16 protein-coding genes and 1 pseudogene are annotated in these 22778 nt (G+C 60.7%); 14 read left to right on the top strand and 3 right to left on the bottom strand.

The window, feature by feature from the left end; translation table 11 throughout:
* Positions 1–168: pseudogene (locus ACI77I_RS22415) on the bottom strand (ribonucleotide-diphosphate reductase subunit beta); the annotation flags it as partial.
* 578 nt (positions 169–746) lie between these two features.
* Complete coding sequence (locus tag ACI77I_RS22410) at positions 747–1016, bottom strand: DUF2790 domain-containing protein (RefSeq protein WP_094950485.1); 270 nt, start codon at positions 1014–1016, stop codon at positions 747–749.
* Positions 1017–1415: 399 nt separating this feature from the next.
* Between ACI77I_RS22410 and acs the strand changes: the two genes are divergently transcribed.
* The 7 genes from acs to ACI77I_RS22375 all read left to right on the top strand — a co-directional run bounded on the left by acs (position 1416) and on the right by ACI77I_RS22375 (position 9460).
* Positions 1416–3371: an acetate--CoA ligase gene (gene acs / locus ACI77I_RS22405; protein WP_056861684.1), complete on the top strand. Its 1956-nt coding sequence runs from the start codon at positions 1416–1418 to the stop codon at positions 3369–3371.
* Positions 3372–4064: 693 nt separating this feature from the next.
* Positions 4065–4850, top strand: a complete 786-nt coding sequence (locus ACI77I_RS22400) for an ABC transporter substrate-binding protein (RefSeq protein WP_094950486.1) — start codon at positions 4065–4067, stop codon at positions 4848–4850.
* Between the two features lie 91 nt (positions 4851–4941).
* Positions 4942–5631 carry an ABC transporter permease gene (locus tag ACI77I_RS22395; RefSeq protein ID WP_053257623.1) on the top strand — a complete coding sequence of 230 codons (690 nt, stop codon included), beginning with the start codon at positions 4942–4944 and terminating at the stop codon, positions 5629–5631.
* On the top strand, positions 5628–6326 hold the full coding sequence (locus ACI77I_RS22390) for an ABC transporter permease (RefSeq protein WP_094950488.1): 699 nt from the start codon (positions 5628–5630) through the stop codon (positions 6324–6326). The genes ACI77I_RS22395 and ACI77I_RS22390 overlap by 4 nt, the downstream gene beginning before the upstream one ends.
* A gap of 1 nt (position 6327) precedes the next feature.
* A complete protein-coding gene (locus ACI77I_RS22385; protein WP_406998450.1) occupies positions 6328–7440 on the top strand; it encodes a succinylglutamate desuccinylase/aspartoacylase family protein in 1113 nt (370 codons plus the stop codon).
* Positions 7441–7467: 27 nt separating this feature from the next.
* Positions 7468–8232, top strand: a complete 765-nt coding sequence (locus ACI77I_RS22380; protein ID WP_003214336.1) for an ABC transporter ATP-binding protein — start codon at positions 7468–7470, stop codon at positions 8230–8232.
* A 247-nt stretch (positions 8233–8479) separates the two neighbouring features.
* A complete protein-coding gene (locus ACI77I_RS22375; RefSeq protein WP_406998448.1) occupies positions 8480–9460 on the top strand; it encodes a GlxA family transcriptional regulator in 981 nt (326 codons plus the stop codon).
* Here the strand turns inward: ACI77I_RS22375 and ACI77I_RS22370 are convergent, their stop codons facing one another.
* Entirely contained in the window at positions 9461–14506 is a 5046-nt protein-coding gene (locus ACI77I_RS22370) for a dermonecrotic toxin domain-containing protein (RefSeq protein ID WP_406998446.1), read from the bottom strand. It abuts the gene before it with no gap.
* 305 nt (positions 14507–14811) lie between these two features.
* On the opposite strand from ACI77I_RS22370, the gene ACI77I_RS22365 reads away from it, so the two are divergent.
* From ACI77I_RS22365 to astE, 7 genes are all read left to right on the top strand, one after another.
* Entirely contained in the window at positions 14812–16032 is a 1221-nt protein-coding gene (locus tag ACI77I_RS22365; RefSeq protein WP_094950492.1) for an aspartate aminotransferase family protein, read from the top strand.
* Positions 16033–16289: 257 nt separating this feature from the next.
* Positions 16290–17309, top strand: coding sequence for an arginine/ornithine succinyltransferase subunit alpha (gene aruF, locus ACI77I_RS22360; RefSeq protein ID WP_242152108.1), 1020 nt, complete (start codon positions 16290–16292; stop codon positions 17307–17309).
* A gap of 48 nt (positions 17310–17357) precedes the next feature.
* The gene (gene astA / locus ACI77I_RS22355) at positions 17358–18383 is read left to right on the top strand and encodes an arginine N-succinyltransferase (RefSeq protein ID WP_094950495.1); all 1026 of its coding nucleotides are present in this window, start codon (positions 17358–17360) and stop codon (positions 18381–18383) included.
* On the top strand, positions 18380–19849 hold the full coding sequence (astD, locus tag ACI77I_RS22350) for a succinylglutamate-semialdehyde dehydrogenase (RefSeq protein ID WP_406998451.1): 1470 nt from the start codon (positions 18380–18382) through the stop codon (positions 19847–19849). Before astA ends, astD begins: the two co-directional genes overlap by 4 nt.
* 173 nt (positions 19850–20022) lie before the next feature.
* Positions 20023–21369 (top strand): N-succinylarginine dihydrolase, encoded by a 1347-nt coding sequence (astB, locus tag ACI77I_RS22345; protein WP_094950498.1) that lies wholly within the window; start codon positions 20023–20025, stop codon positions 21367–21369.
* A 23-nt stretch (positions 21370–21392) separates the two neighbouring features.
* Positions 21393–21683 (top strand): hypothetical protein, encoded by a 291-nt coding sequence (locus ACI77I_RS22340; protein WP_003214319.1) that lies wholly within the window; start codon positions 21393–21395, stop codon positions 21681–21683.
* Positions 21684–21694: 11 nt separating this feature from the next.
* Entirely contained in the window at positions 21695–22699 is a 1005-nt protein-coding gene (astE, locus tag ACI77I_RS22335; protein WP_242152102.1) for a succinylglutamate desuccinylase, read from the top strand.
* Positions 22700–22778: the final 79 nt, after the last annotated feature.

Below are 22778 nucleotides of genomic sequence, written 5' to 3'. Positions count from 1 at the left end.
CACGATGGCGGCGGAGTCACTGGCGGTGACGGCGCGGGCTTCGATGGCGGCGGCAGCGCCGGCGCCGTCGAGGCGGTCCATGTTGGCTTCGGTGGCGTGGCCGGCGTTGGCGCCTTTGGCAACTACTTCGCCGTCTTCTTCTTTGTCGAATTCGTCCCAGCTCAGCATGACGTGTCGTCTCCTGCGTGAGGGCTCAAAGGTGCCCGTGTGAAACCGGATGGTTGGGTGTTCACACGGCCCTCGGGCCGCGGTGGATCTTAAGGAATCGTTTGTTGCAACAGCTAGCGCAGGCATTAAACGGAATAGGGTAACGGGTGCTCTGCGTGAGGCTTGAGGGGCGGAGCGACAGGTGCATGCTCCAGCGGGGGCCTCAGGTCTGGCTCTTCATCCCCGTGTAAAGGGATATTGCAGGCCCGATTTACCCGCGCATTATAAGGAAAAATTTGTCTTTGTGTTGCGGCGGATGGTCACGATGGAGGGCCAAAATGCCGTGGTTTTCGGCCAAGGCGTGTGTTTGCAAGGCTTTGCCAGGGTAGGAATTTTTTGACGGGCGGTGGGATAGTTTTTGTGGGGCTGGAGGAGGCGGGGATGTGGAGGGCTTTGGGAGGTGTGTAAGGCCGAAATCGCCATCGCAGGCAAGCCAGCTACCACATTTGTTTCGTGGTGGGCTCTGGATCGGCTCTTTGCCGCAAGAACGATTTCTTGCGGCGAATAAGATCTGGATTTAACTCCACGGCGGGAAGTTGTTATCCGTTAGAGCAACCATTGCCCATCACTTGGTAATTAAGAATATGGCGCTGGCCGTGTGAGTCTTCATATTCCATCTTTACCGGTACAACTTGGCAGACTTCCGGAACAGCGCTCATGGACAATACTTTGGCCACATCCAAGTGTGTGCTGTAGGTGTAATCTTCAACAATCGGGGCGTTCTGGCCGGCCAGCTCGGTCGGGGCCTCATCGGCCAGGGCGGCGGTGGCGCACAAGCTGCTGAGGGCCATAACTACGAGAGCTTTCATTACTGTATTTACCTTCTTCAGGGCGAAAGGGGTCACGGGGCCCTTATGAGGCCGCGTGTGTAACTTAAGAGTTGGGAAGTTCGGATTAACGTTGCCTTCGTGGGGGCTGTTACGGTGTTAATCACATTGCCTTGGTTGGCGGAGTTGATTCTAGGCTCGCGGGTTATATTCATATACCCGTGCTTTTGATAAAGACTATTGGCGGTTTTTGTAACAATCCTGTGGTAAAGGTTTTTTCACCCAGCGTGAAAGCCACGCAGGGCGCGGGCCAGAGCCGCATACGGGCATAGCAGGGCAATGTGTAGGGGCTTGTTACTACCATCGTCGAATGGTTCTATGGGGCAGCCCCGGCTACAACAGGGGCCATACAACAACAACTATGTCACCGAGGTAAGAAAGATGAGTGCGGCTTCCCTGTACCCCGTTCGCCCCGAAGTAGCAGCCAACACGCTGACCGACGAGGCGACCTACAAGGCCATGTACCAGCAGTCGGTGGTCAACCCCGATGGTTTCTGGCGTGAGCAAGCCAAGCGCCTTGACTGGGTCAAGCCTTTCACCGCGGTCAAGCAGACCTCTTTCGACGACCACCATGTCGACATCAAATGGTTCGCCGATGGCACCCTGAACGTTTCCTACAACTGCCTGGACCGTCACCTTGCCGAGCGTGGCGATCAGGCGGCGATTATCTGGGAAGGCGATGATCCTTCCGAAAGCCGCACCATCACCTACCGCGAGCTGCATGAAGAAGTCTGCAAGTTCGCCAACGCCCTGCGCGGCCAGGATGTGCACCGCGGCGACGTGGTGACTATCTATATGCCGATGATCCCCGAAGCCGTGGTCGCCATGTTGGCGTGTACCCGCATCGGTGCGATTCACTCCGTGGTGTTTGGCGGCTTTTCGCCGGAAGCCCTGGCCGGTCGCATCATCGACTGTAAGTCGAAGGTGGTAATCACCGCTGACGAAGGCATCCGCGCGGGTAAGAAAATTCCGCTGAAAGCCAACGTCGACGACGCGCTGACCAACCCGGAAACCAGCAGCATCCAGAAAGTCATCGTGTGCAAGCGCACCAATGGCAACATCAAGTGGAACCAGCACCGCGACATCTGGTACGAAGACCTGATGAAAGTGGCGGGCACCGTGTGTGCGCCCAAAGAGATGGGCGCCGAAGAGGCGCTGTTCATCCTGTATACCTCCGGCTCAACCGGCAAGCCTAAAGGTGTGCAGCACACCACCGGCGGCTACCTGCTCTACGCAGCCCTGACCCACGAGCGCGTGTTCGACTACCGCCCGGGCGAAATCTACTGGTGCACCGCCGACGTCGGCTGGGTCACCGGCCACACCTATATTGTCTACGGCCCACTGGCCAATGGCGCGACCACGCTGCTGTTCGAAGGCGTGCCGAACTACCCGGACATCACCCGTGTCGGCAAGATCGTCGACAAGCACAAGGTCAATATCCTCTACACCGCGCCCACTGCGATCCGCGCGATGATGGCTTCGGGCACCGCTGCTTGCGAAGGCGTGGATGGCAGCAGCTTGCGCTTGCTCGGTTCTGTCGGTGAGCCGATTAACCCGGAAGCGTGGGACTGGTACTACAAGAACGTCGGCCAATCCCGTTGCCCGATCGTCGACACCTGGTGGCAGACCGAAACCGGCGCCACCCTGATGAGCCCGCTGCCGGGTGCTCATGCACTCAAGCCGGGTTCGGCGGCGCGGCCATTCTTCGGTGTGGTGCCGGCGTTGGTGGACAACCTCGGTAACATCATCGAGGGCGCTGCCGAAGGCAACTTGGTGATCCTCGATTCGTGGCCAGGCCAGGCGCGTACGCTGTACGGCGACCATGACCGTTTCGTCGATACCTACTTCAAGACCTTCCGTGGCATGTATTTCACCGGTGACGGTGCTCGTCGCGATGAAGATGGCTACTGGTGGATCACCGGCCGTGTGGATGACGTGCTTAACGTGTCCGGCCACCGCATGGGCACCGCCGAGATTGAAAGTGCCATGGTTGCCCACCCGAAAGTCGCCGAAGCGGCGGTGGTGGGTGTGCCGCATGACATCAAGGGCCAGGGCATCTATGTGTATGTCACGCTCAAAAATGGCGAAGAGCCGAATGAAGCGCTGCGCCTGGAGCTGAAAAACTGGGTGCGCAAAGAGATCGGGCCGATTGCTTCGCCGGATGTGATCCAGTGGGCGCCGGGCTTGCCGAAGACGCGTTCGGGGAAAATCATGCGCCGTATCTTGCGCAAGATCGCTACGGCTGAGTATGACGGGTTGGGGGATATCTCCACGCTGGCGGACCCAGGTGTGGTGGCGCATTTGATTGAGACGCACAAGACCATGAACGTCGCGTAAGGCGAGGTTGATGGGACAGGGCCCCATTCGGCGTGAGCTGGATGGGGCTTTTTTGTGGGGTTCAGAATACGAAGCGGGCTAGCGTGGGAGCTGGCTTGCCTGCGATAAGGGTGGGGCAGGCAACAATGGGCTAGCTGACAGGCCGCTATCGCAGGCAAGCCAGCTCCCACAGTTGGAATGTATTTGCAGGCTGGCTGAAGCCGTGGTCTGACAGACCCGCATAACCCTCAAGCCAATAAATATCGACTTACCTCGTTGGATATTTCTGAATGTTACCGAGCACCCTAAATGTGTAACCCCACGCCCAAACATGAGGCAAAGTGCTACGCCCATGCCCCGAAAACCCACGGTTTAGACACCCTCAGAAATAAGATTAAACGCCAGACTTGCCGTGCTAGAAGGGTTTGCGAATAATAGGCCCGCAATTTGCAGGATCAATAGGTTTAATGTCTTTTGTCTCTGCATAAAAAGCAGCGGCTGTCAATGTGCTGGAACCGCTTTCTCGGTGCTTCTGTAAATTGTTGTCGCATTGAGGAAATATCGGCTTCCGGCCTGTCGTTAGAATGCCGATCACTCGCTCGTCGTCTCCTGTATCAATTCGGGGTAGGACGCAGCACCGCTATTCGGTTTCACTTAAGTCGCATCGTGGGCCACGGCTCATTCTGCTTTTTGCCCTACCGATGGAGTCCCAAGATGAAGAAACTTGTGCTGTTGGGCGCCCTGGCGCTGTCCGTGCTGTCGATGCAGGCCTTCGCTGATGAAAAGCCCCTGAAGATTGGTATCGAAGCGGCTTACCCTCCGTTTGCCTCGAAGGCGCCGGATGGCAGCATCGTCGGTTTTGACTACGACATCGGCAACGCCTTGTGCGCAGAGATGAAGGTCAAGTGCGTCTGGGTTGAGCAAGAGTTCGACGGCCTGATCCCTGCGCTTAAAGTGCGCAAGATCGATGCGATCCTGTCGTCCATGTCCATCACTGACGACCGCAAGAAGTCCGTGGACTTCACTTCCCGCTACTACCTGTCCCCAGCGCGCCTGGTGATGAAGGAAGGCACCACCGTCAGCGACAGCCTGGATGAACTCAAAGGCAAGAAGATCGGTGTGCAGCGCGGTTCGATCCACGATCGTTTCGCCAAGGAAGTTCTGGCCCCTAAAGGCGCCACCGTGGTTCCTTACAGCTCGCAGAACGAAATTTACCTGGATGTGGAAGCCGGTCGCCTCGACGGCACCGTGGCTGACGCTACCTTGCTGCAAGACGGTTTCCTGAAGACCGACGCAGGCAAAGGCTACGCGTTTGTGGGCCCACAGTTCACCGACGTCAAATACTTCGGTGAAGGCATCGGTATCGCGGTACGTAAAGGCGACAAGGCCGACCTGGACAAGATCAACGCTGCTATTGCTGCGATCCGTGCCAACGGCGAATACAAGAAAATCCAGGACAAATACTTCGACTTCGATATTTACGGCGCTGACCTTAAGTAACTCGTCCTAGCTGTCTGTCCAGAATGGCGCAAGCAACAGAATTCCTGCGGTTTGCGCCATTTTTTCATCCCCCTTTTCGAGGACCTGAATCATGTTGAAAGGCTACGGGGCCGTCATCCTCGATGGCGCATGGTTGACGCTTCAGCTCGCCTTGTCGTCCATGGCCTTGGCGATCGTTCTGGGTCTGATCGGGGTCGCGTTACGCCTGTCGCCGGTGCGTTGGTTGGCCTGGCTGGGTGACTTGTACTCCACGGTGATCCGCGGGATCCCTGACTTGGTGCTGATCCTGCTGATTTTCTACGGCGGTCAGGACTTGCTGAATCGCGTCGCGCCGCTGCTTGGCTATGACGACTATATTGACTTGAACCCCTTGGCCGCCGGTATCGGCACCCTGGGTTTCATCTTTGGCGCCTACCTCTCGGAAACCTTCCGTGGCGCCTTCATGGCCATTCCCAAGGGCCAGGCCGAGGCCGGCCTTGCGTATGGCATGAGCAGTTTTCAGGTGTTCTTCCGGGTGATGGTGCCGCAGATGATTCGGCTGGCGATCCCTGGGTTTACCAACAACTGGCTGGTACTCACCAAGGCCACCGCGCTGATTTCAGTGGTGGGCCTGCAAGACATGATGTTCAAGGCCAAGCAGGCGGCAGATGCCACCCGCGAGCCTTTTACCTTCTTCCTCGCAGTGGCGGCGATGTACCTGGTGATCACCAGCGTGTCGTTGCTGGCCCTGCGCTATCTTGAGAAGCGCTACTCGGTAGGCGTAAGGGCGGCTGATCTATGATCTTCGACTACAACGTCATCTGGGACGCCATGCCGCTGTACCTCGGCGGCTTGGCAACCACCCTGAAATTGCTCGCCATTTCGTTGTTCTTCGGCCTGCTCGCCGCCTTGCCTCTGGGCTTGATGCGTGTGTCCAAACAGCCGATCGTCAACGGCTCGGCCTGGCTCTACACCTATGTGATTCGCGGCACGCCGATGCTGGTGCAGCTGTTTTTGATCTACTACGGCCTGGCCCAATTCGAAGCCGTGCGCGAAAGCTTCCTCTGGCCGCTGCTGTCCAGCGCCACGTTCTGCGCGTGCCTGGCCTTTGCGATCAACACCAGCGCCTACACCGCCGAGATCATTGCCGGTAGCCTCAAGGCCACCCCTAATGGCGAGATCGAAGCGGCCAAGGCCATGGGCATGTCGCGCTACAAGCTGTACCGCCGCATCCTGCTGCCGTCGGCCCTGCGCCGCGCGCTGCCGCAGTACAGCAACGAAGTGATCATGATGTTGCAGACCACCAGTCTGGCGTCCATCGTCACCTTGATCGACATCACCGGTGCCGCGCGCACGGTGAACGCCCAGTTCTACCTGCCGTTCGAAGCCTATATCACGGCCGGCGTGTTCTACCTGTGCCTGACCTTTATCCTGGTACGCCTGTTCAAGTTGGCCGAGCGCCGCTGGCTGAGCTACCTGGCGCCACGGAAGCACTGATATGGAACGTATCGATCACCGGTTGCCCTGGGGCCACTTGGGCTGCGAGCGCCAACTGAGCGTGTTTCGTTTCGGCAAGGGCGAGCGCAAGGCCTACATCCAGGCCAGCCTGCACGCCGACGAGTTGCCCGGCATGCGCGCGGCCTGGGAGCTGAAAAAACGCCTGAGTGAACTGGAACAGCAAGGCGCCCTCAACGGGGTGATCGAGCTGGTGCCGGTGGCCAACCCAATGGGCTTGGGCCAGCTGTTGCAAGGCAGCCACCAGGGGCGTTTCGAGGTCGGCAGCGGCAAGAATTTCAACCGTGATTTCGTTGAATTGAGCGAGCCGGTTGCCGCGCTGCTCCAAGGCAAGCTGGGCGATGATCCGCATGCGAATGTGCGCATGATCCGCCAGGCGATGAGCGATGCGCTCAATGCATTGCCCGAGCCGAGCAGCCAGTTGCAAGGCATGCAGCGCGTTCTGCTGAGCCACGCCTGTAGCGCCGATATCGTTCTGGACCTGCATTGCGACGCCGAAGCCGCGCTGCATATGTACGCGCTGCCCCAGCATTGGCCGCAGTGGCGCTCGCTGTCGGCGCATTTGAATGTAAAAGTCGGCCTGCTGGCCGAAGACTCCGGCGGCAGCTCGTTTGATGAGGCGTGCTCGCTGCCGTGGTTGCGTCTGTCTCGGGCGTTCCCCGAGGCGCAGATTCCGCTGGCGTGCCTGGCGACGACCCTGGAACTGGGTGGCCAGGCCGACACCGGCCGGGATGAGGCGATCTTCCACGCTGAAGGCATCTTGGCGTTCCTGGCCGAGCAAGGCTTGATCAAAGGTGAATGGCCCGCGCCGCAGCACGAACCTTGCGAAGGCTTGCCCTTTGAAGGCACCGAATTGTTGTTCGCCCCCCATGCCGGCGTAATCAGTTACCTGCGTAAAGCCGGTGACTGGGTGGAGGCCGGCGAGCCGATTTTTGAAGTGATTGACCCTCTGGAAGACCGCGTGAGCATCATCCGCGCGGGCACCTCGGGGGTGTTGTTTGCCGTTGAACGGCTACGTTATGCCCAAGCGGGTTTCTGGCTGGCCAAGGTGGCGGGGCGCGAAGCGCTGCGTCACGGGCGCTTGCTCAACGACTGACCACCTGTTTTTGTGAGAACCGACCGCATGTACAAACTTGAAGTCCAAGACCTGCATAAACGCTATGGCAGTCATGAAGTGCTCAAAGGTGTGTCCCTGGCCGCCGCGGCCGGTGATGTGATCAGCATCATCGGTTCCAGTGGTTCGGGCAAAAGTACCTTTTTGCGCTGCATCAACCTGCTCGAGCAACCCCACGCCGGCAAGATTTTGCTCAACAACGAAGAGCTGAAACTGGTGGCCAACAAGGACGGCGCCATGAAGGCCGCCGACCCCAAGCAACTGCAACGCATGCGTTCGCGCCTGTCGATGGTGTTCCAGCATTTCAACCTGTGGTCGCACATGACTGCGTTGGAAAACGTGATGGAAGCGCCGGTGCACGTGTTGGGCATGTCGAAGAAAGACGCGCGAGAGAAGGCCGAGCACTACTTGGCCAAAGTCGGCGTGGGCCATCGTAAGGATGCGTTCCCCGGCCACATGTCCGGCGGCGAGCAGCAGCGCGTGGCGATTGCCCGTGCGCTTGCGATGGAGCCTGAGGTAATGCTGTTCGACGAACCGACCTCGGCGCTCGACCCGGAGCTGGTTGGCGAAGTGCTCAAGGTCATGCAGGACCTGGCCCAGGAAGGCCGCACCATGGTGGTGGTGACCCACGAAATGGGCTTTGCTCGTGAAGTGTCCAACCAGCTGGTGTTCTTGCACAAAGGCATCGTCGAAGAACGTGGCAACCCGCGCGAAGTGCTGGTGAACCCGCAATCGGAGCGGTTGCAGCAGTTTCTGTCCGGCAGCCTGAAATAATCAAGACTGCTTTTGTGCACCGAGTTAGTGCATGCTTGGCAGCTCGGAAGTTGACTTCGGTCCCTGTGGGAGCTGGCTTGCCTGCGATAGCGGTGTATCAGTAACCGATGTGCCAACTGCCCCACCGCCATCGCAGGCAAGCCAGCTCGCACATTTTGATCTTCATTAGCTTTAGAGATTTGTGTTGGTTTCCGGGCTAGCATTGGCCTTTGTCTTCATTACCGTTCTTCGCTTCGGATAGCATTCCATGACCGCCCACAAAATTGGTTTCCTGATTTGGCCCAGCACAAAAGCCCTGACGCTTGCGCTGGCTGAGGAGGCCTTGCGCGTTGCTCAGCGGGTGCATCCGGACGTGGTCTACGAGTTGTCGTTTCTGCTCGCAGAGCCTGCCATTGAAGGCGCCTGGCAATTGCCGGGCGAGCCGTGGGCCGGCAAGCTTGAAGGCTTCCAGAAACTCTTCCTGCTCGCGGACGAACCGCCCACCGTCATCGCCTCCCAGCTAAGCACTGCGCTCAAGCAGCTTGTGCGGGCAGGTTGCGTGATCTGCGGCTTGTCGGCCGGGGTGTATCCGCTGGCTCAGTTGGGCTTGCTCGACGGCTACCGCGCCGCCGTGCACTGGCGCTGGCAGGATGACTTTGCCGAGCGTTTCCCCAAGGTTATCGCCACCAGCCATCTGTTCGACTGGGACCGTGATCGCCTGACCGCCTGTGGCGGCATGTCGGTACTTGACCTGTTGCTGGCGGTATTGGCCCGTGACCACGGTGCTGAGCTGGCCGGCGCGGTGTCCGAAGAGCTGGTGGTGGAGCGCATCCGCGAAGGCGGCGAACGCCAGCGTATCCCGCTGCAAAATCGCCTGGGTTCCAGCCATCCAAAGCTGACCCAGGCGGTTCTGTTGATGGAAGCCAACATCGAAGAGCCGCTGACCACCGACGAAATCGCCCAGCACGTGTGCGTGTCGCGACGACAGCTTGAACGGATCTTCAAGCAATACCTCAACCGCGTTCCCAGCCAGTATTACCTGGAACTGCGCCTGAACAAGGCGCGCCAGATGCTCATGCAAACCAGCAAGTCGATCATCCAGATCGGCCTGTCGTGTGGCTTCTCTTCGGGGCCGCACTTCTCCAGCGCCTACCGCAACTTCTTCGGCGCCACCCCACGTGAAGACCGCAACCAGCGACGCAGCAGCAGCCCCTTCGAGCTGTCGTCAGTGCCTTCTGAGCGCGGCTGATTACTCCTCCATCGGCGTCGGGCCCACGAACACCAAGGGCACGCCTTGATCGTCCACTGTGGCGGCCTCTACCTGAAAATCGATGCCGGTGCGCAGGTAGTGTTGCCTCAGATACTGCAGGCTTTGCGGTGACAGCGGGTTGCCGCTGAAATCGCTGTCCTCGCCATAGGCCGCTGTCGATTCCAGCAGGTCGGCCGGAATGTCGCTGATCAAATTGTCGCTCAGGTCCACCGTTTCCAGTTCCTGAAGACTGAACAGGCCGTGAGGCACCGCGCTGATCCCGCTATTGCGTAGATGAAGCGCCTTCAATTCATGCAGTTTGCTGACGTCAGGTGCCATGCCCAGTGGGTTATTGCTCAGGCTGATGTACTCAAGCTGGGTCATGTCGCTGAGCATATTGATGTCTGGCGCGGTCAACGTGACCCGGCTGTCTTCAAGGTTCAGGATGGACAGCCTCGGCAGGTGCGCGAGTGTTTGCGGCAGCTTGCCGAGCATGCATTGGTTGAGGGTCAGTGTTTCCAGGTGAGGGAAGCATCTGAGCGTGCCATCAACCCCGTTGGTGACGCCGCTGCCGTTGATTTCGAGGTTGGTGACATGCTCGAACCTTGCGCTCAGTTCAGGCAGCGGGCCCAGGGTCGATGTTTCAATGGCCACTGAATGGGTGAATTCACTGTCCAGGCTTTCTTGGTCCTCCTCACTTTCGCGACGCCAAGCGTCTTCAAGCAAGGTCTTGAAGTTCTGGCGTGCCAGTTGCTCCAGCGCGGCAGTCTGTTCGTCAAGCGGGATGCCTAGGGTGGGATGGCGCGCGGGGATGTTCAGGGCCCACTGCTGAAGGTCGGTGCCCAGTTGCGCGTATTCGGCTTCAAGGCGCGTGAGTGTCGGGGCGACGGCGTCCATGTCGCCGGGCATACGAAAGATGAACCGGTCCGCTTCAGTCTCCAGAAAGGTCGGGTACAGGTTCATGACCCTGGCACGCTCCGCGCTGGGCGCCTGGGCGGCGAAAAACGCGCCCTGGCTTTGGCAGTAAGCCTTGACCCGCTGCAGGGTGGTCCGAGTGAGTGGGTTACCGGACAGGTCGAACTTTTGGGCGGCCTCGGGCGTCACGCTGAACAGGCTCTGGGGTAGCTCGGCGATTTGGTTGTCGCTCAGCAAGATGGCCTGCAACTGCGGGTGATCCAATACGCCATTGGGCAGGCGGTCGATGTCGGTGGACGACAGGTCCAACAGGCTCAGGTTGGGCATGGCCTGCACATCGGGTACCAGGCCCAGCGGATTGTTGTGCAGGTCCAGCGCGTGCAGGCCGGCCATGGCGTTCAATCGGGCCTGGCTTTGCGCGGTGAGGGTAATGTTGCAGTCGCTCAGGATCAGGCTGTTCAGATCGGGCCGCGTGCTGATGTAGGGCGGCAAGTCTCCCAGCGCAATCGAGCGCAGTTCCAAGTGGCGAAGCCAGGGAAAACGCTGCAAAAACCCTTCGATTCCTTGCAGGTGGGGGCCGCCGATCACGGACAACAGTGACACATGCTTCAAGGTTGAGCCGGGGTCCGGCAGGTCGGTTAAGCCCGGGGCATTGAGCCTCAGGGTATAACCATTGGGCGAGCCATCCGTAAAGTACTGGTCGCGCGGGGTTTCCTGACGCCAGCACTCTTCCAGTTGTGCGGCTATCAGGTGGCGGGTCCTTTGCTCGTAATCCCGTCGCTGAGGCGTCATTGCAAGCTGGGTTTCGGGGTCGATAGCGGGGATGGCTTGCTGCCAGGTTTGCAGGTTTTGGCGCAATACCTGGCGCTCCGCGCGTAGGAGGGCGAGCTCATTGCTGGCGCCGCCTGGTTGCGCTTGCATGTGTTCGAGTGCGTTCTGTATTTGCGCATCGTCAAGCGTGGGAAACAGATCGCGTACCTGCGCAAGCAGCGGCGGCGGTCCATCACCGTGCTCAGCCAGGGCCGGGTAGCCCTCCATGCCGCCCAGCAGCTTCATGATGCCCGGGTCGTAAGTCGGTTTGCGAAGGGGGTCTGCACTGAGCAGTTCGCGCAATTGATTGCGTGCCAGGGCGTGTTCTCGAATACGCCGGCGCAGGCGTACGCCTTGATCAATGCCCAGTTGAAGGGTTTGGCGTTGCGCCTCGGGCAGTGCGCCGAGGATCGCCGAGTAAAGATCGGTGGGCTTGGTGAGTGCGCCGTTGTCGTCAGGCCATGTGTATTCGCCGGTTTCGCTGCGTACCAACGTGCGCACGATCGGCGCCTGGGCAGTGCCGACCTGATCGCGCAGCAGGCCGTTGGCCGAATAGTCCCTGACCTGAAGGCGCACCTGCGCAGGCCATACCGGCAGTTGGGGCAGCGAATGCAGGGCCAGGCGCTCGGTGTCCCAGGTGGCCGCGCCAAAGTGCAAGCCTTCGTAGGCGCGGCAAACGCGTACTTCGGCCCACGCATCGCGTGCCGACTGGTTCAGGCGCTGGGGCGTGCGTTGGTTGTCCAGTTCTGCCAGCTCCTCGGCTGTGGCGTGGTCCAGCAGTTTTTCCGCGACGCTGGCCGGCAGCCCAGGGGCGGCATCCATCAGGCGCTGTGCTCTTGGATTACGGGTGGCTTGCAGGGGCGCGTAGTGTGATTCGAACAACGACATGCGCTTTTCTTGGGCAATCGCCGCAAGTTTTTTTCGCAAGTGGGTGGCGCGTGTGTCCAGGCTCAGGCGCGAATCACCCACGTCTGCGCCAAACGCTTGAGCTGCATCTTGCGGGGGCAGTTGGGTGAGTATCGCCTTGAGCAGATCGCCATTGTTCAAATGGCTTTCGAGGATCCGGATGGCGGGCAGTTGGTTGTCGCCAAACGTCCAGGCGGTTTGCCCTTGGGCGTCGATAAATTGCAAGCTGCGGGTTTGCGGCCAATAGCCCTGGCCGGTCAATAACTGCAGGTTGGCCTGTGGGTCGACCTTGCCGTACACCTGCGGGTCATCGCTGTTGAGCTGGTCGATTTGGGTTTGAAGCGCGCGGTCGACGCGCAAGCGGTCCAGGGTATCAATCAGCAGGGCCGGGGGCTTTTCACTGTTGACGTGCATCTTGCGTAGCGCCGCTTCGTCGACACCGCTGATGTTCAGCGCCACCGTCTGGTCAGCCTCGCTGATGCCTTCCACGCTGTGCCCCAAGCGCCGCAAAAGGGTTTGTCGGCCCCATTGCAGCGGTTGTTCCAGCTCCGTGTGCCAGGCGCCATGGCCGTTGTGACGCACGTGCGGGCGGTAGGCGTGAGGGCGCGAAGGATGCGCGATGCGCTGGGTGTTGGACGCCGGGTCTGTTTCCACGTTGTAGACCTTGTTGTCCAGCTTCAGCAGGTTTGCGCGCGGGTGTTGGAACAGCCCCGATGGGTCGCGGTAGCTGCCCTGCGGCACGCTGATCGGTTGTTCGTAAGCGCTGAGGTCGGGTTTCCAGTAGAGGGTGCGGCCGTTGGCGAGTTTTACCGGCTTGAAGCGGTCGATGAAGTCGATGACGCTCTGGGGCAGGACCTTGCGAAACTCGGCGATGGCAATCGTACCGCCCACGGCGAAACCACCCAGTTGCACCAAGGCGTCGACCGCCCCCAGCAGGTGCCCGACGGCCTCACTGTGCACGCCTTCGCTCCAGTCGATGATCCCTTCGAACACCTCATCCAGCAATTGGTAGGCCATATAGCCGAGCATCAATTCGCCGGCAAACGGCACGAAGGGCGCAATGATCAAGGCAGCGGCTTGCAGGATTGAGGAGGCGACGTTGACGAATGAATCCCAGAGTGCCCAACGGGCATTGCGGTCCACGGTTGCCGTGGCGACGGCGGTGGTGCGGCCGTCGTTGAGGATCTGATTGAGTGTGCGCTGGTATTGATGTCGCTCCAGCCCGCCGCTGCGGGGTGTGGCGACAAAGCGCACGCGTGGGTTGTCCGTGGGCGCTTCATACCAGGTCGGCAGGCCGCTGCCATGTACGTGGGGGTGCCAGGTGACTTTGGCCAGCAGTTGGCCCAGGTTGGCGAAAAAATGCCCGCGTTGGTCATGGGCGACAAACCGGCTGAAAAACCGTTGGTAGCCTTCATCGCGCAGCTGGCGCACCAGCTCTTTTTGCATCGCCTGGGAGGAGGCATATTCCTTGATCGGGTGCTTGGGGTCGCCGGGCACATAGGCGACCACCCGCGCCGCCGAACGGCTGGTCTCAAGGTCAGGCGCAAACACGATGATGCCGGGCAGGTCGGCGCCCATCAGGCTCAGGTCGTGATAGCGCAGCGCCTGGCCGTCCAGGCGCATGCCGGCCAGGCCGTCGAGCAGGCCTTGGATCAAGCGAAAATAGTCCAGCTGGATGTCGCCGGTGATCAAGGCACAGTGCAGTGCGGCTTGCAGCTCGGCCTTGTGGCTGTTCTCAACCTTCAGGCGCAAGGCGGCTTCGGCGACCGGTTCGTTCAAGCCTAGTTGCTCTCGCAGGTAGCTCGCATACAGCGCGCCGATGTCGAGGTCGCGGCACAGCTGGGTAAAGGCGTGGATCGACAGCACCTTTTTGATGGCTGGCAAGGTGTCGAAGTGGCCCCTGGCGTCGGGGCGGGTGATGAAGGTCGACACCGCTTCATAGGCGTCTGCCTGGGTTTCCTTGGCTTCAAAGTTGTGCAGCACGGCCTCCAGCAGTGACACGGTCCAGGTGCGCGCGGCTCCCGAGTGGATCGGCAGGCCTGGCAGTGTTTGCGGGACATAGAGGCGCAAGAAGGTATTTTTGACGTCCAGGTCCAGGCCGAACTGCGTCTTGAGGGCCAGGGTGAGGATCGGTTCGGCAAAGTCTTGGGCATTGAGCACGTTGGCCAGGGCGTGTTCGACGGTGTTTTGGGCGCTCCAGTGGGCGGTGGCCAAGCGCTTGAGTTCGCCCAGGTTGTCGGGGCTGGCGCTGCGCACCGATTGAGGCAGGCCCACAACACTGTTGCCCAAGGCTTGGCGGCGGCGCAGGGAGGTTTCGCCGAGCCAGCGCGGTAGCGCGTTTTTCAGCGGGGCGTAGTGGTTGTCGGGCTGGTTCGGGGGCGCGGCTTGCAGCGTTTGTTCAGTAGCGTCGGGCATGGTGCCAATCCTTGAGCGTGATGAAAGAGCTCCAGTTAATCGGCGCACGACCCTTTCGGGGCGCTACAGGTTTATCGCAATCGACAGGGGTTGATCTGATCCCGGCGCGTTGTGCCGAAACATCCGCCGCTGGTTTACACTGCGCCATTGCGACGCAATATGTCGCATTGCCGTAAACCCGCGTAAAACCGGGGTTGGCGCTATAAGAAGTTGTCGCTTGGCGACAAGGTGGCGCTGAAAACTGTCCTTACAATCCCTGCATCGCCCGCCAGTTCCAGGCAGGCGTTCCTCTTCAGGAGACTCCGATGTCCGTTGAGCAAGCCCCGGTGCAACGTGCCGATTTCGACCAGGTCATGGTTCCCAACTATGCACCTGCCGCCTTTATCCCCGTGCGTGGCGCAGGTTCGCGCGTCTGGGACCAGGCCGGTCGCGAGCTGATCGACTTTGCCGGCGGCATCGCGGTTAACGTATTGGGCCACGCGCACCCGGCGCTGGTCGGTGCACTGACCGAGCAGGCCAACAAGCTGTGGCACGTTTCCAACGTCTTCACCAATGAGCCGGCCCTGCGCCTGGCACATAAGCTGATCGACGCCACCTTTGCCGAGCGCGTGTTCTTCTGCAACTCCGGCGCCGAAGCCAACGAGGCCGCGTTCAAGCTGGCTCGTCGTGTGGCGTTCGACCGTTTCGGTACTGAGAAGTACGAGATCATCGCCGCGCTGAACAGCTTCCACGGCCGTACCCTGTTCACCGTCAACGTCGGTGGCCAGTCGAAGTACTCCGACGGTTTCGGGCCTAAAATCACCGGCATTACGCACGTTCCTTACAACGACCTGGACGCGCTGAAAGCCGCCGTGTCGGACAAGACCTGCGCCGTGGTGCTGGAACCGATTCAGGGCGAAGGCGGCGTGTTGCCGGCCGAGCTGGCTTACCTGCAAGGTGCCCGCGAGCTGTGCGACGCCAACAACGCGCTGCTGGTGTTCGACGAAGTGCAAACCGGCATGGGCCGCAGCGGCCACCTATTCGCTTACCAGCACTACGGCGTGGTGCCGGACATCCTCACCAGCGCCAAGAGCCTGGGCGGCGGTTTCCCGATTGCCGCCATGCTCACCCGTGAAGACCTGGCCAAGCACTTGGTGGTCGGCACCCACGGCACCACCTACGGCGGTAACCCGCTGGCGTGCGCGGTGGCAGAAGCGGTGATCGACGTGATCAACACCCCAGAAGTGCTGGCCGGCGTGAATGCCAAGCACGACCTGTTCAAGGCGCGCCTGGAACAGATCGGCGAGAAGTACGGCATCTTCACCCAAGTGCGCGGCATGGGCCTGCTGATTGGTTGCGTGCTCAGCGATGCGTTCAAAGGCAAGGCCAAGGACGTGTTCAACGCGGCCGAGAAAGAAAACCTGATGATCCTGCAAGCCGGCCCCGACGTGGTGCGTTTCGCCCCGAGCCTGGTGGTGGAAGAGGCGGACATCCAGGAAGGCCTGGACCGTTTTGAACGTGCTGTGAAGACGTTGACGCAAGCCTGATTGACCGTTCGGCGCCTGAGTGATCGGGCGTCGAGCAAAAATTCTATATGCCGGACCGAATCAAATGTGGGAGCCAATTTCTGTGGAAGCTGGCTTGCCTGCCATGCAGACAACTCGGTGCATTTGTTAAACCGCGTTGATGCTATCGCAGGCAAGCCAGCGCCCACAAAAGACTCCCCACATTGGATCTGTGTGAGCCCAGATCCTGTGTCCGGCATTTTTCCCTCTGTGAGTTTTTCGAGTTAAGGAGTGACACCATGCTGGTGATGCGCCCCGCGCAAATGGCTGATCTGGGCGAGGTACAGCGTCTGGCTGCGGACAGCCCGATTGGTGTCACCTCCTTGCCGGATGATGTGGAACGCCTAAGCGACAAGATCGCCGCCAGCGAAGCGTCCTTCGCGGCCGAGGTCAGTTTCAACGGTGAAGAAAGTTATTTCTTCGTGCTCGAAGACACCTCAACCGGCAAGCTCGTCGGCTGCTCGGCCATTGTGGCCTCGGCCGGTTACTCGGAGCCGTTCTACAGCTTTCGTAACGAAACCTTCGTGCACGCCTCCCGCGAGCTGAAGATCCACAACAAGATCCACGTGCTTTCCCAGTGCCACGACCTCACCGGCAACAGCCTGCTCACCAGCTTCTATGTGGAGCCTGCGCTGGTCGGTTCGCCGTGGTCGGAACTCAACTCCCGTGGCCGCCTGTTGTTCGTCGCCAGCCACCCCGAGCGCTTTGCCGACTCGGTGGTGACCGAGATTGTTGGCTACAGCGACGAGAACGGTGATTCGCCGTTCTGGGACGCCATCGGCCGCAATTTCTTCGACCTCAACTACGCCGCCGCCGAACGGCTGTGCGGGCTGAAAAGCCGCACGTTCCTCGCCGAACTGATGCCGCATTACCCGATCTACGTGCCGCTGCTGCCGGACGAAGCCCAGGAAGCCATGGGCCAGGTACACCCGCGTGCGCAGATCACCTTCGACATCCTGATGCGTGAAGGTTTTGAAACTGATCATTACATCGACATCTTCGACGGCGGCCCAACGCTGCATGCACGGGTCTCGGGCATTCGCTCGATTGCCCAGAGCCGCGTGGTGCCAGTGAAGATCGGCGAGATGGTCAAGGGGGCCGGCCGTCAGTACCTGGTGAGCAATGCGCAGTTGCAGGATTACCGCGCGGTGATGCTGGACCTGGACTACGCACCCGGCAAACCGGTGACGTTGGACCTGGAAACGGCCGAAGCCCTGGGTGTTGGCGAAGGTGCCAGTGTGCGCCTGGTTGCTGTTTAAAAAAGAGTTTCGCGGGTGGCTGCAAAGCGGCCCGTTTGAGGAGATAGCATGATCGTTCGTCCCGTACGCAGCAGCGATTTACCGGCCCTGATTGATCTGGCGCGCAGCACCGGCACCGGCCTCACCACCTTGCCGGCCAACGAAGAGCGCCTGACCCACCGAGTGGGCTGGGCCGAGAAAACCTTTCGCGGCGAAGCCGGGCGCGGCGATGCCGACTACCTGTTTGTGCTGGAAAACGACGAAGGCCGTGTGGTGGGTATTTCTGCCATTGCCGGTGCCGTCGGCCTGCGCGAGCCTTGGTACAACTTCCGGGTCGGGCTGACCGTCAGCGCCTCCCAGGAGCTGAATATCTACCGCGAGATTCCGACGCTGTTTTTGGCCAACGACCTCACCGGTAATTCCGAGCTGTGCTCGCTGTTCCTGCACGCCGATTACCGCAACGGCCTCAATGGCCGCATGCTGGCCAAGGCGCGCATGTTGTTTATCGCGGAATTCCCGCAACTGTTCGGCAACAAGATCATTGCCGAGATGCGCGGCGTGTCCAACGAGGCCGGGCGTTCGCCGTTCTGGGAAAGCCTGGGCCGGCACTTCTTCAAGATGGAATTCAGCCAGGCCGACTACCTCACCGGTGTGGGCAACAAGGCCTTTATCGCCGAGCTGATGCCCAAGTTTCCGCTGTACAGCTGCTTCCTGTCTGAGGACGCGCGCAATGTGATCGGCAAGGTGCACCCGGATACCGAGCCGGCGCTGAGCATGCTCAAGAGCGAAGGGTTCAGCTATCAAGGCTATGTCGATATTTTCGATGCTGGCCCGGCGGTGGAGTGTGAGACCAGTAAAATCCGTGCGGTGCGCGACAGCCAGTCGCTGGTGTTGGCCATCGGCACGCCGGGGGACGACGCCACGCCGTTCCTGATTCATAACCGCAAGCGCGAGGAGTGCCGCATCACGGCCGCTCCGGCCCGGCTGGCGGCAGGCACCTTGGTGGTCGATCAGCAGACCGCCAAACGCCTGCAACTGGTGGTGGGTGATCAAGTGCGTGCTGTTGCGTTGTCTGCTGCTCGGGAGTCGAAATAATGAATTCGCTGTATATCGCAGGTAGCTGGCTGGCTGGCCAGGGTGAACTGTTTGAATCGCGCAACCCCGTCACCCAGCACGTGCTGTGGGCCGGCAATGGCGCCACTGCCGAACAGGTTGAGTCGGCGGTGCAGGCCGCGCGCCAAGCGTTCCCCGGCTGGGCCCGGCGCCCGCTGGAAGAGCGCATCAGCGTGTTGGAAACCTTCGCCGCCACGCTGAAAAGCCGCGCCGATGAAATCGCCCGCTGCATCGGTGAAGAAACCGGCAAGCCGCTGTGGGAGTCGGTCACCGAAGTCACCAGCATGGCCAACAAGATCGCGATCTCGGTGCAAAGCTACCGCGAACGTACCGGCGAGAAGAGCGGCCCGCTGGGCGACGCCACTGCCGTGTTGCGCCACAAGCCCCACGGTGTGGTGGCGGTGTTCGGCCCTTACAACTTCCCGGGCCACTTGCCGAACGGGCATATCGTCCCGGCGTTGCTGGCGGGCAATACCGTGCTGTTCAAGCCGAGCGAGCTGACCCCTAAAGTCGCCGAGCTGACCGTGCAGTGCTGGATCGAAGCCGGTTTGCCGGCGGGCGTGTTGAACCTGCTGCAAGGCGCGCGCGAAACCGGTATCGCCCTGGCGGCCAACCCAGGTATCGACGGGTTGTTCTTTACTGGTTCCAGCCGCACCGGCAATCACTTGCACCAACAATTCTCCGGGCGCCCGGACAAGATCCTTGCGCTGGAAATGGGCGGCAACAACCCACTGGTGGTCGACGAAGTGGCCGACGTGGATGCGGCGGTCTACACCATCATCCAGTCAGCGTTCATTTCTGCCGGCCAGCGTTGCACCTGTGCGCGTCGCTTGCTGGTGCCGGAAGGCGCCTGGGGCGATGCGTTGTTGGCGCGCCTGGTGGCGGTGAGCGCGACGATTGCAGTCGGTGCGTTCGACCAGCAGCCGGCGCCGTTCATGGGCTCGGTGATTTCCCTCGGTGCGGCGAAAGCCTTGATGGACGCCCAGCAATTGATGTTGGCCAATGGCGCCGTGGCGCTGCTGGAAATGACCCAGCCCCAGGATCAGGCCGCGTTGCTGACCCCAGGCATTATCGATGTGACCGGCGTGACCGAGCGCGAAGATGAAGAGCTGTTCGGCCCGCTGTTGCAGGTGATCCGCTACGCTGATTTTGCCGCGGCCATCGCTGAGGCCAACAACACTCAGTACGGTTTGGCCGCGGGTTTGTTGTCCGATTCCGAATCGCGCTACCAGCAGTTCTGGCTGGAAAGCCGCGCCGGCATCGTCAACTGGAACAAACAGCTGACCGGCGCCGCCAGTACTGCGCCGTTCGGTGGGGTAGGGGCCTCGGGCAACCACCGCGCGAGTGCTTATTACGCGGCGGATTATTGCGCGTACCCGGTGGCCTCGCTTGAGACCCCGAGCTTGGTGGTCCCAGCAACGCTGACCCCAGGTATAACGCTGAAGTGAAGGTGACACTGATCTAATGTGGGCGCTGGCGTGCCTACGATGGCATCACCTCGGTCCAGCTGAAAGACCGAGTCGTCTGCATCGCAGGCAAGCCAGCTCCCGCACTTGATCGGGTTACAGATAGAGATCTGCACTAGATGCCTATAAAAACAGATGTTCGTGGAGCCTCGCCGATGAAATCCTATGAAGTCAATTTTGACGGTCTAGTGGGGCCGACCCATAACTACGGCGGTTTGTCCTACGGCAACGTCGCGTCCCAGAGCAACAGCCAGCAGTCTTCGAACCCGAAGGAAGCGGCGTTGCAGGGCCTGCAAAAAATGAAAGCGCTGATGGACATGGGCTTTGTGCAAGGCGTGCTGGCACCGCAGGAACGTCCTGACGTAGCCGCCCTGCGCAACCTCGGCTTCAGCGGCAGCGATGCCCAAGTCATCCAGCAAGCCGCCAAGCAAGCCATGCCGCTGCTGGTCGCCAGCTGCTCGGCGTCGAGCATGTGGGTGGCCAACGCCGCCACGGTCAGCCCGAGCGCCGACACGGCGGATGGTCGCGTGCATTTCACTGCCGCCAACCTCAACTGCAAATACCACCGCAGCATCGAGCACCCGACCACCAGCCGCGTGCTGGGGGCGATGTTTGCCAATGGCAAACACTTTGCCCACCACGCCGCATTGCCGGCGGTGGCGCAGTTCGGCGACGAAGGCGCGGCCAACCACACGCGTTTCTGCCGTGACTATGGCGAGGCGGGCGTCGAGTTCTTCGTGTTCGGCCGCAGTGCGTTCGACACCCGTTACCCGGCGCCGCAGAAATACCCGGCGCGCCAGACCCTTGAAGCCTCCCAAGCCGTCGCGCGCTTGCACGGTTTGAAGGACGACGGCGTGGTCTACGCCCAGCAGAACCCATCAGTGATCGATGCCGGTGTGTTCCACAACGACGTGATTGCGGTGGGCAACGGCGAGGTGCTGTTCTATCACGAGGACGCCTTCCTCAACACCGAGCAGATGCTCGCTGAGTTGCACGGCAAGTTGGGCAAGCTGGGCGGCAACTTCCAGTCGGTGTGCGTGCCGCGCGCCCAGGTCAGCGTCGAGGACGCGGTGCGTTCCTACTTGTTCAACAGCCAATTGCTGACCCGCGCCGACGGCTCGATGCTGCTGATCGTGCCGGAAGAATGCCGTGCCAACGAGCGCGTCTGGCAGTACCTGCAAGGCCTGACGGCGTCCGGCGGGCTGATCCGCGAAGTAAAGGTGTTCGACCTCAAGCAAAGCATGCAGAACGGCGGTGGCCCGGCGTGCCTGCGCTTGCGCGTGGCGCTGAATGAAACGGAACTGGCGGCGGTGAATCCAGGCGTTATCATGACGGCGCCGTTGTACGACACGCTGACCCAATGGGTCGACAAGCACTACCGTGACAGCCTGCGCGAAAGCGACCTGGCTGACCCGCAATTGCTGCTTGAGTGCCGGACGGCACTGGATGAACTGACGCAAATCCTTAAACTGGGCTCGGTTTATCCTTTCCAGATCAATTAATTCCGCACGGCTGAGAACTATTTATGACCACCGACACCCTGAAACTGATCCTTGAAGACACCGACGGCACCCAGCTGGAAACCTCCTGCACCCGCGTCGCCGTGGTCTGGCAGGGCAAAGAGATCTGGATCCAGCACGACGGCCGCGGCCAACTGCTGATCGGTGTAGACGTGGAAGAAGGCGACGCCGAGTACGCCAACCTGCTGATGCGCCCACTGGCCACCAACCTGATGAGCCTGCAACTGGAAATGGAACCGGCTGATGTCGAAGGTGATGACGACGATCACGTCCACGGCCCTGGCTGCAACCACTAAGGAAGCTGCTTATGCTCGCCCTCGGCAAACTGCTTGAACTGACCCTCGCCGGTCGCGAACCGGCGCAAAAAATTCAACTGACTGTCGACGGCGTGCAGATGCGCTGGCTCAGCGAGGGCGCGCTCGAAGTGCGCCCGCCTGAAGCGAAGGACAACGGCGGCGACCTGCTGCTGTCGTCCGGCATCCATGGCAACGAAACGGCGCCGATCGAACTGCTCGATCGCCTGTTGCATGGCATCGCCCGTGGGGAGATTAAACCCCGCTCCCGTATTCTGTTCCTGTTCGGCAACCCCGAGGCCATGCGCCGCGGCGAGCGTTACCTCGAATTGGACGTCAACCGGCTGTTCAACGGCCGTCATGAACAAAACATCGGCCCGGAGGCCATGCGCGCCGCCGAGCTTGAGCAACTGGCCCGCACCTTCTTCAGCCTGCCTGGCCGTTCGCGCCTGCATTACGACCTGCACACCGCCATTCGCGGCTCGAAGATCGAGCAGTTCGCCCTGTACCCGTGGAAGGAAGGCCGCCAGCACTCACGCCACGAACTGGCGCGCCTGTGCGCCGCCGGCATGCAAGCGGTGCTGTTGCAGAACAAAACTTCGATCACCTTCACCGCGTTTACCTACGAACAACTGGAGGCCGAAGCCTTCACGTTGGAATTGGGCAAGGCGCGGCCGTTCGGGCATAACCAGGGCGTGGATGTTTCCCGCCTGGAGGCGCGCCTCAAGCACATCATCGAAGGCTCTGAGCCTGCGACCGAGAGCCTGGATGGCCTGCAGCTGTTTGCCGTGTCGCGTGAAGTGATCAAGCACAGTGATGCGTTCTTGCTGCACCTGCCGGCGGATGTGGAAAACTTTTCGCCATTGGCCAAGGGCTATCTGCTGGCTGAAGACGTGGCCAAGACGCGTTGGGTGATCGAAGAGGAGGGCGCGCGCATCATCTTTCCCAACCCTAAGGTGAAGAATGGTTTGCGTGCTGGGATATTGATTGTGCCGACCACGGATGCTGGCCTGGCATAAATCTCAAGGCTTGATCGGATCCAACTGTGGGGGCGGGCTTGTGTAAGATCTGGCTTGCCTGCGATAGCATCACCGCGGT

The organism is Pseudomonas sp. D47 (genome assembly GCF_045447305.1).
GTDB lineage: Bacteria > Pseudomonadota > Gammaproteobacteria > Pseudomonadales > Pseudomonadaceae > Aquipseudomonas.
The sequence above is the reverse complement of the archived record's forward strand: the minus strand, read 5'-3'. Positions and strand labels throughout refer to the sequence as shown.

Excerpts from the sequence above, each read along its gene's own strand:
- ACI77I_RS22400 (WP_094950486.1), top strand. The coding sequence starts at position 4,065 with ATGAAGAAACTTGTGCTGTTGGGCGCCCTGGCGCTGTCCGTGCTGTCG.
- ACI77I_RS22380 (WP_003214336.1), top strand. The coding sequence starts at position 7,468 with ATGTACAAACTTGAAGTCCAAGACCTGCATAAACGCTATGGCAGTCAT.
- ACI77I_RS22410 (WP_094950485.1), bottom strand. The coding sequence starts at position 1,016 with ATGAAAGCTCTCGTAGTTATGGCCCTCAGCAGCTTGTGCGCCACCGCC.
- acs (WP_056861684.1), top strand. The coding sequence starts at position 1,416 with ATGAGTGCGGCTTCCCTGTACCCCGTTCGCCCCGAAGTAGCAGCCAAC.
- ACI77I_RS22385 (WP_406998450.1), top strand. The coding sequence starts at position 6,328 with ATGGAACGTATCGATCACCGGTTGCCCTGGGGCCACTTGGGCTGCGAG.
- aruF (WP_242152108.1), top strand. The coding sequence starts at position 16,290 with ATGCTGGTGATGCGCCCCGCGCAAATGGCTGATCTGGGCGAGGTACAG.
- ACI77I_RS22375 (WP_406998448.1), top strand. The coding sequence starts at position 8,480 with ATGACCGCCCACAAAATTGGTTTCCTGATTTGGCCCAGCACAAAAGCC.
- ACI77I_RS22370 (WP_406998446.1), bottom strand. The coding sequence starts at position 14,506 with ATGCCCGACGCTACTGAACAAACGCTGCAAGCCGCGCCCCCGAACCAG.
- astB (WP_094950498.1), top strand. The coding sequence starts at position 20,023 with ATGAAATCCTATGAAGTCAATTTTGACGGTCTAGTGGGGCCGACCCAT.
- ACI77I_RS22340 (WP_003214319.1), top strand. The coding sequence starts at position 21,393 with ATGACCACCGACACCCTGAAACTGATCCTTGAAGACACCGACGGCACC.
- ACI77I_RS22365 (WP_094950492.1), top strand. The coding sequence starts at position 14,812 with ATGTCCGTTGAGCAAGCCCCGGTGCAACGTGCCGATTTCGACCAGGTC.
- astA (WP_094950495.1), top strand. The coding sequence starts at position 17,358 with ATGATCGTTCGTCCCGTACGCAGCAGCGATTTACCGGCCCTGATTGAT.
- ACI77I_RS22390 (WP_094950488.1), top strand. The coding sequence starts at position 5,628 with ATGATCTTCGACTACAACGTCATCTGGGACGCCATGCCGCTGTACCTC.
- astE (WP_242152102.1), top strand. The coding sequence starts at position 21,695 with ATGCTCGCCCTCGGCAAACTGCTTGAACTGACCCTCGCCGGTCGCGAA.
- ACI77I_RS22395 (WP_053257623.1), top strand. The coding sequence starts at position 4,942 with ATGTTGAAAGGCTACGGGGCCGTCATCCTCGATGGCGCATGGTTGACG.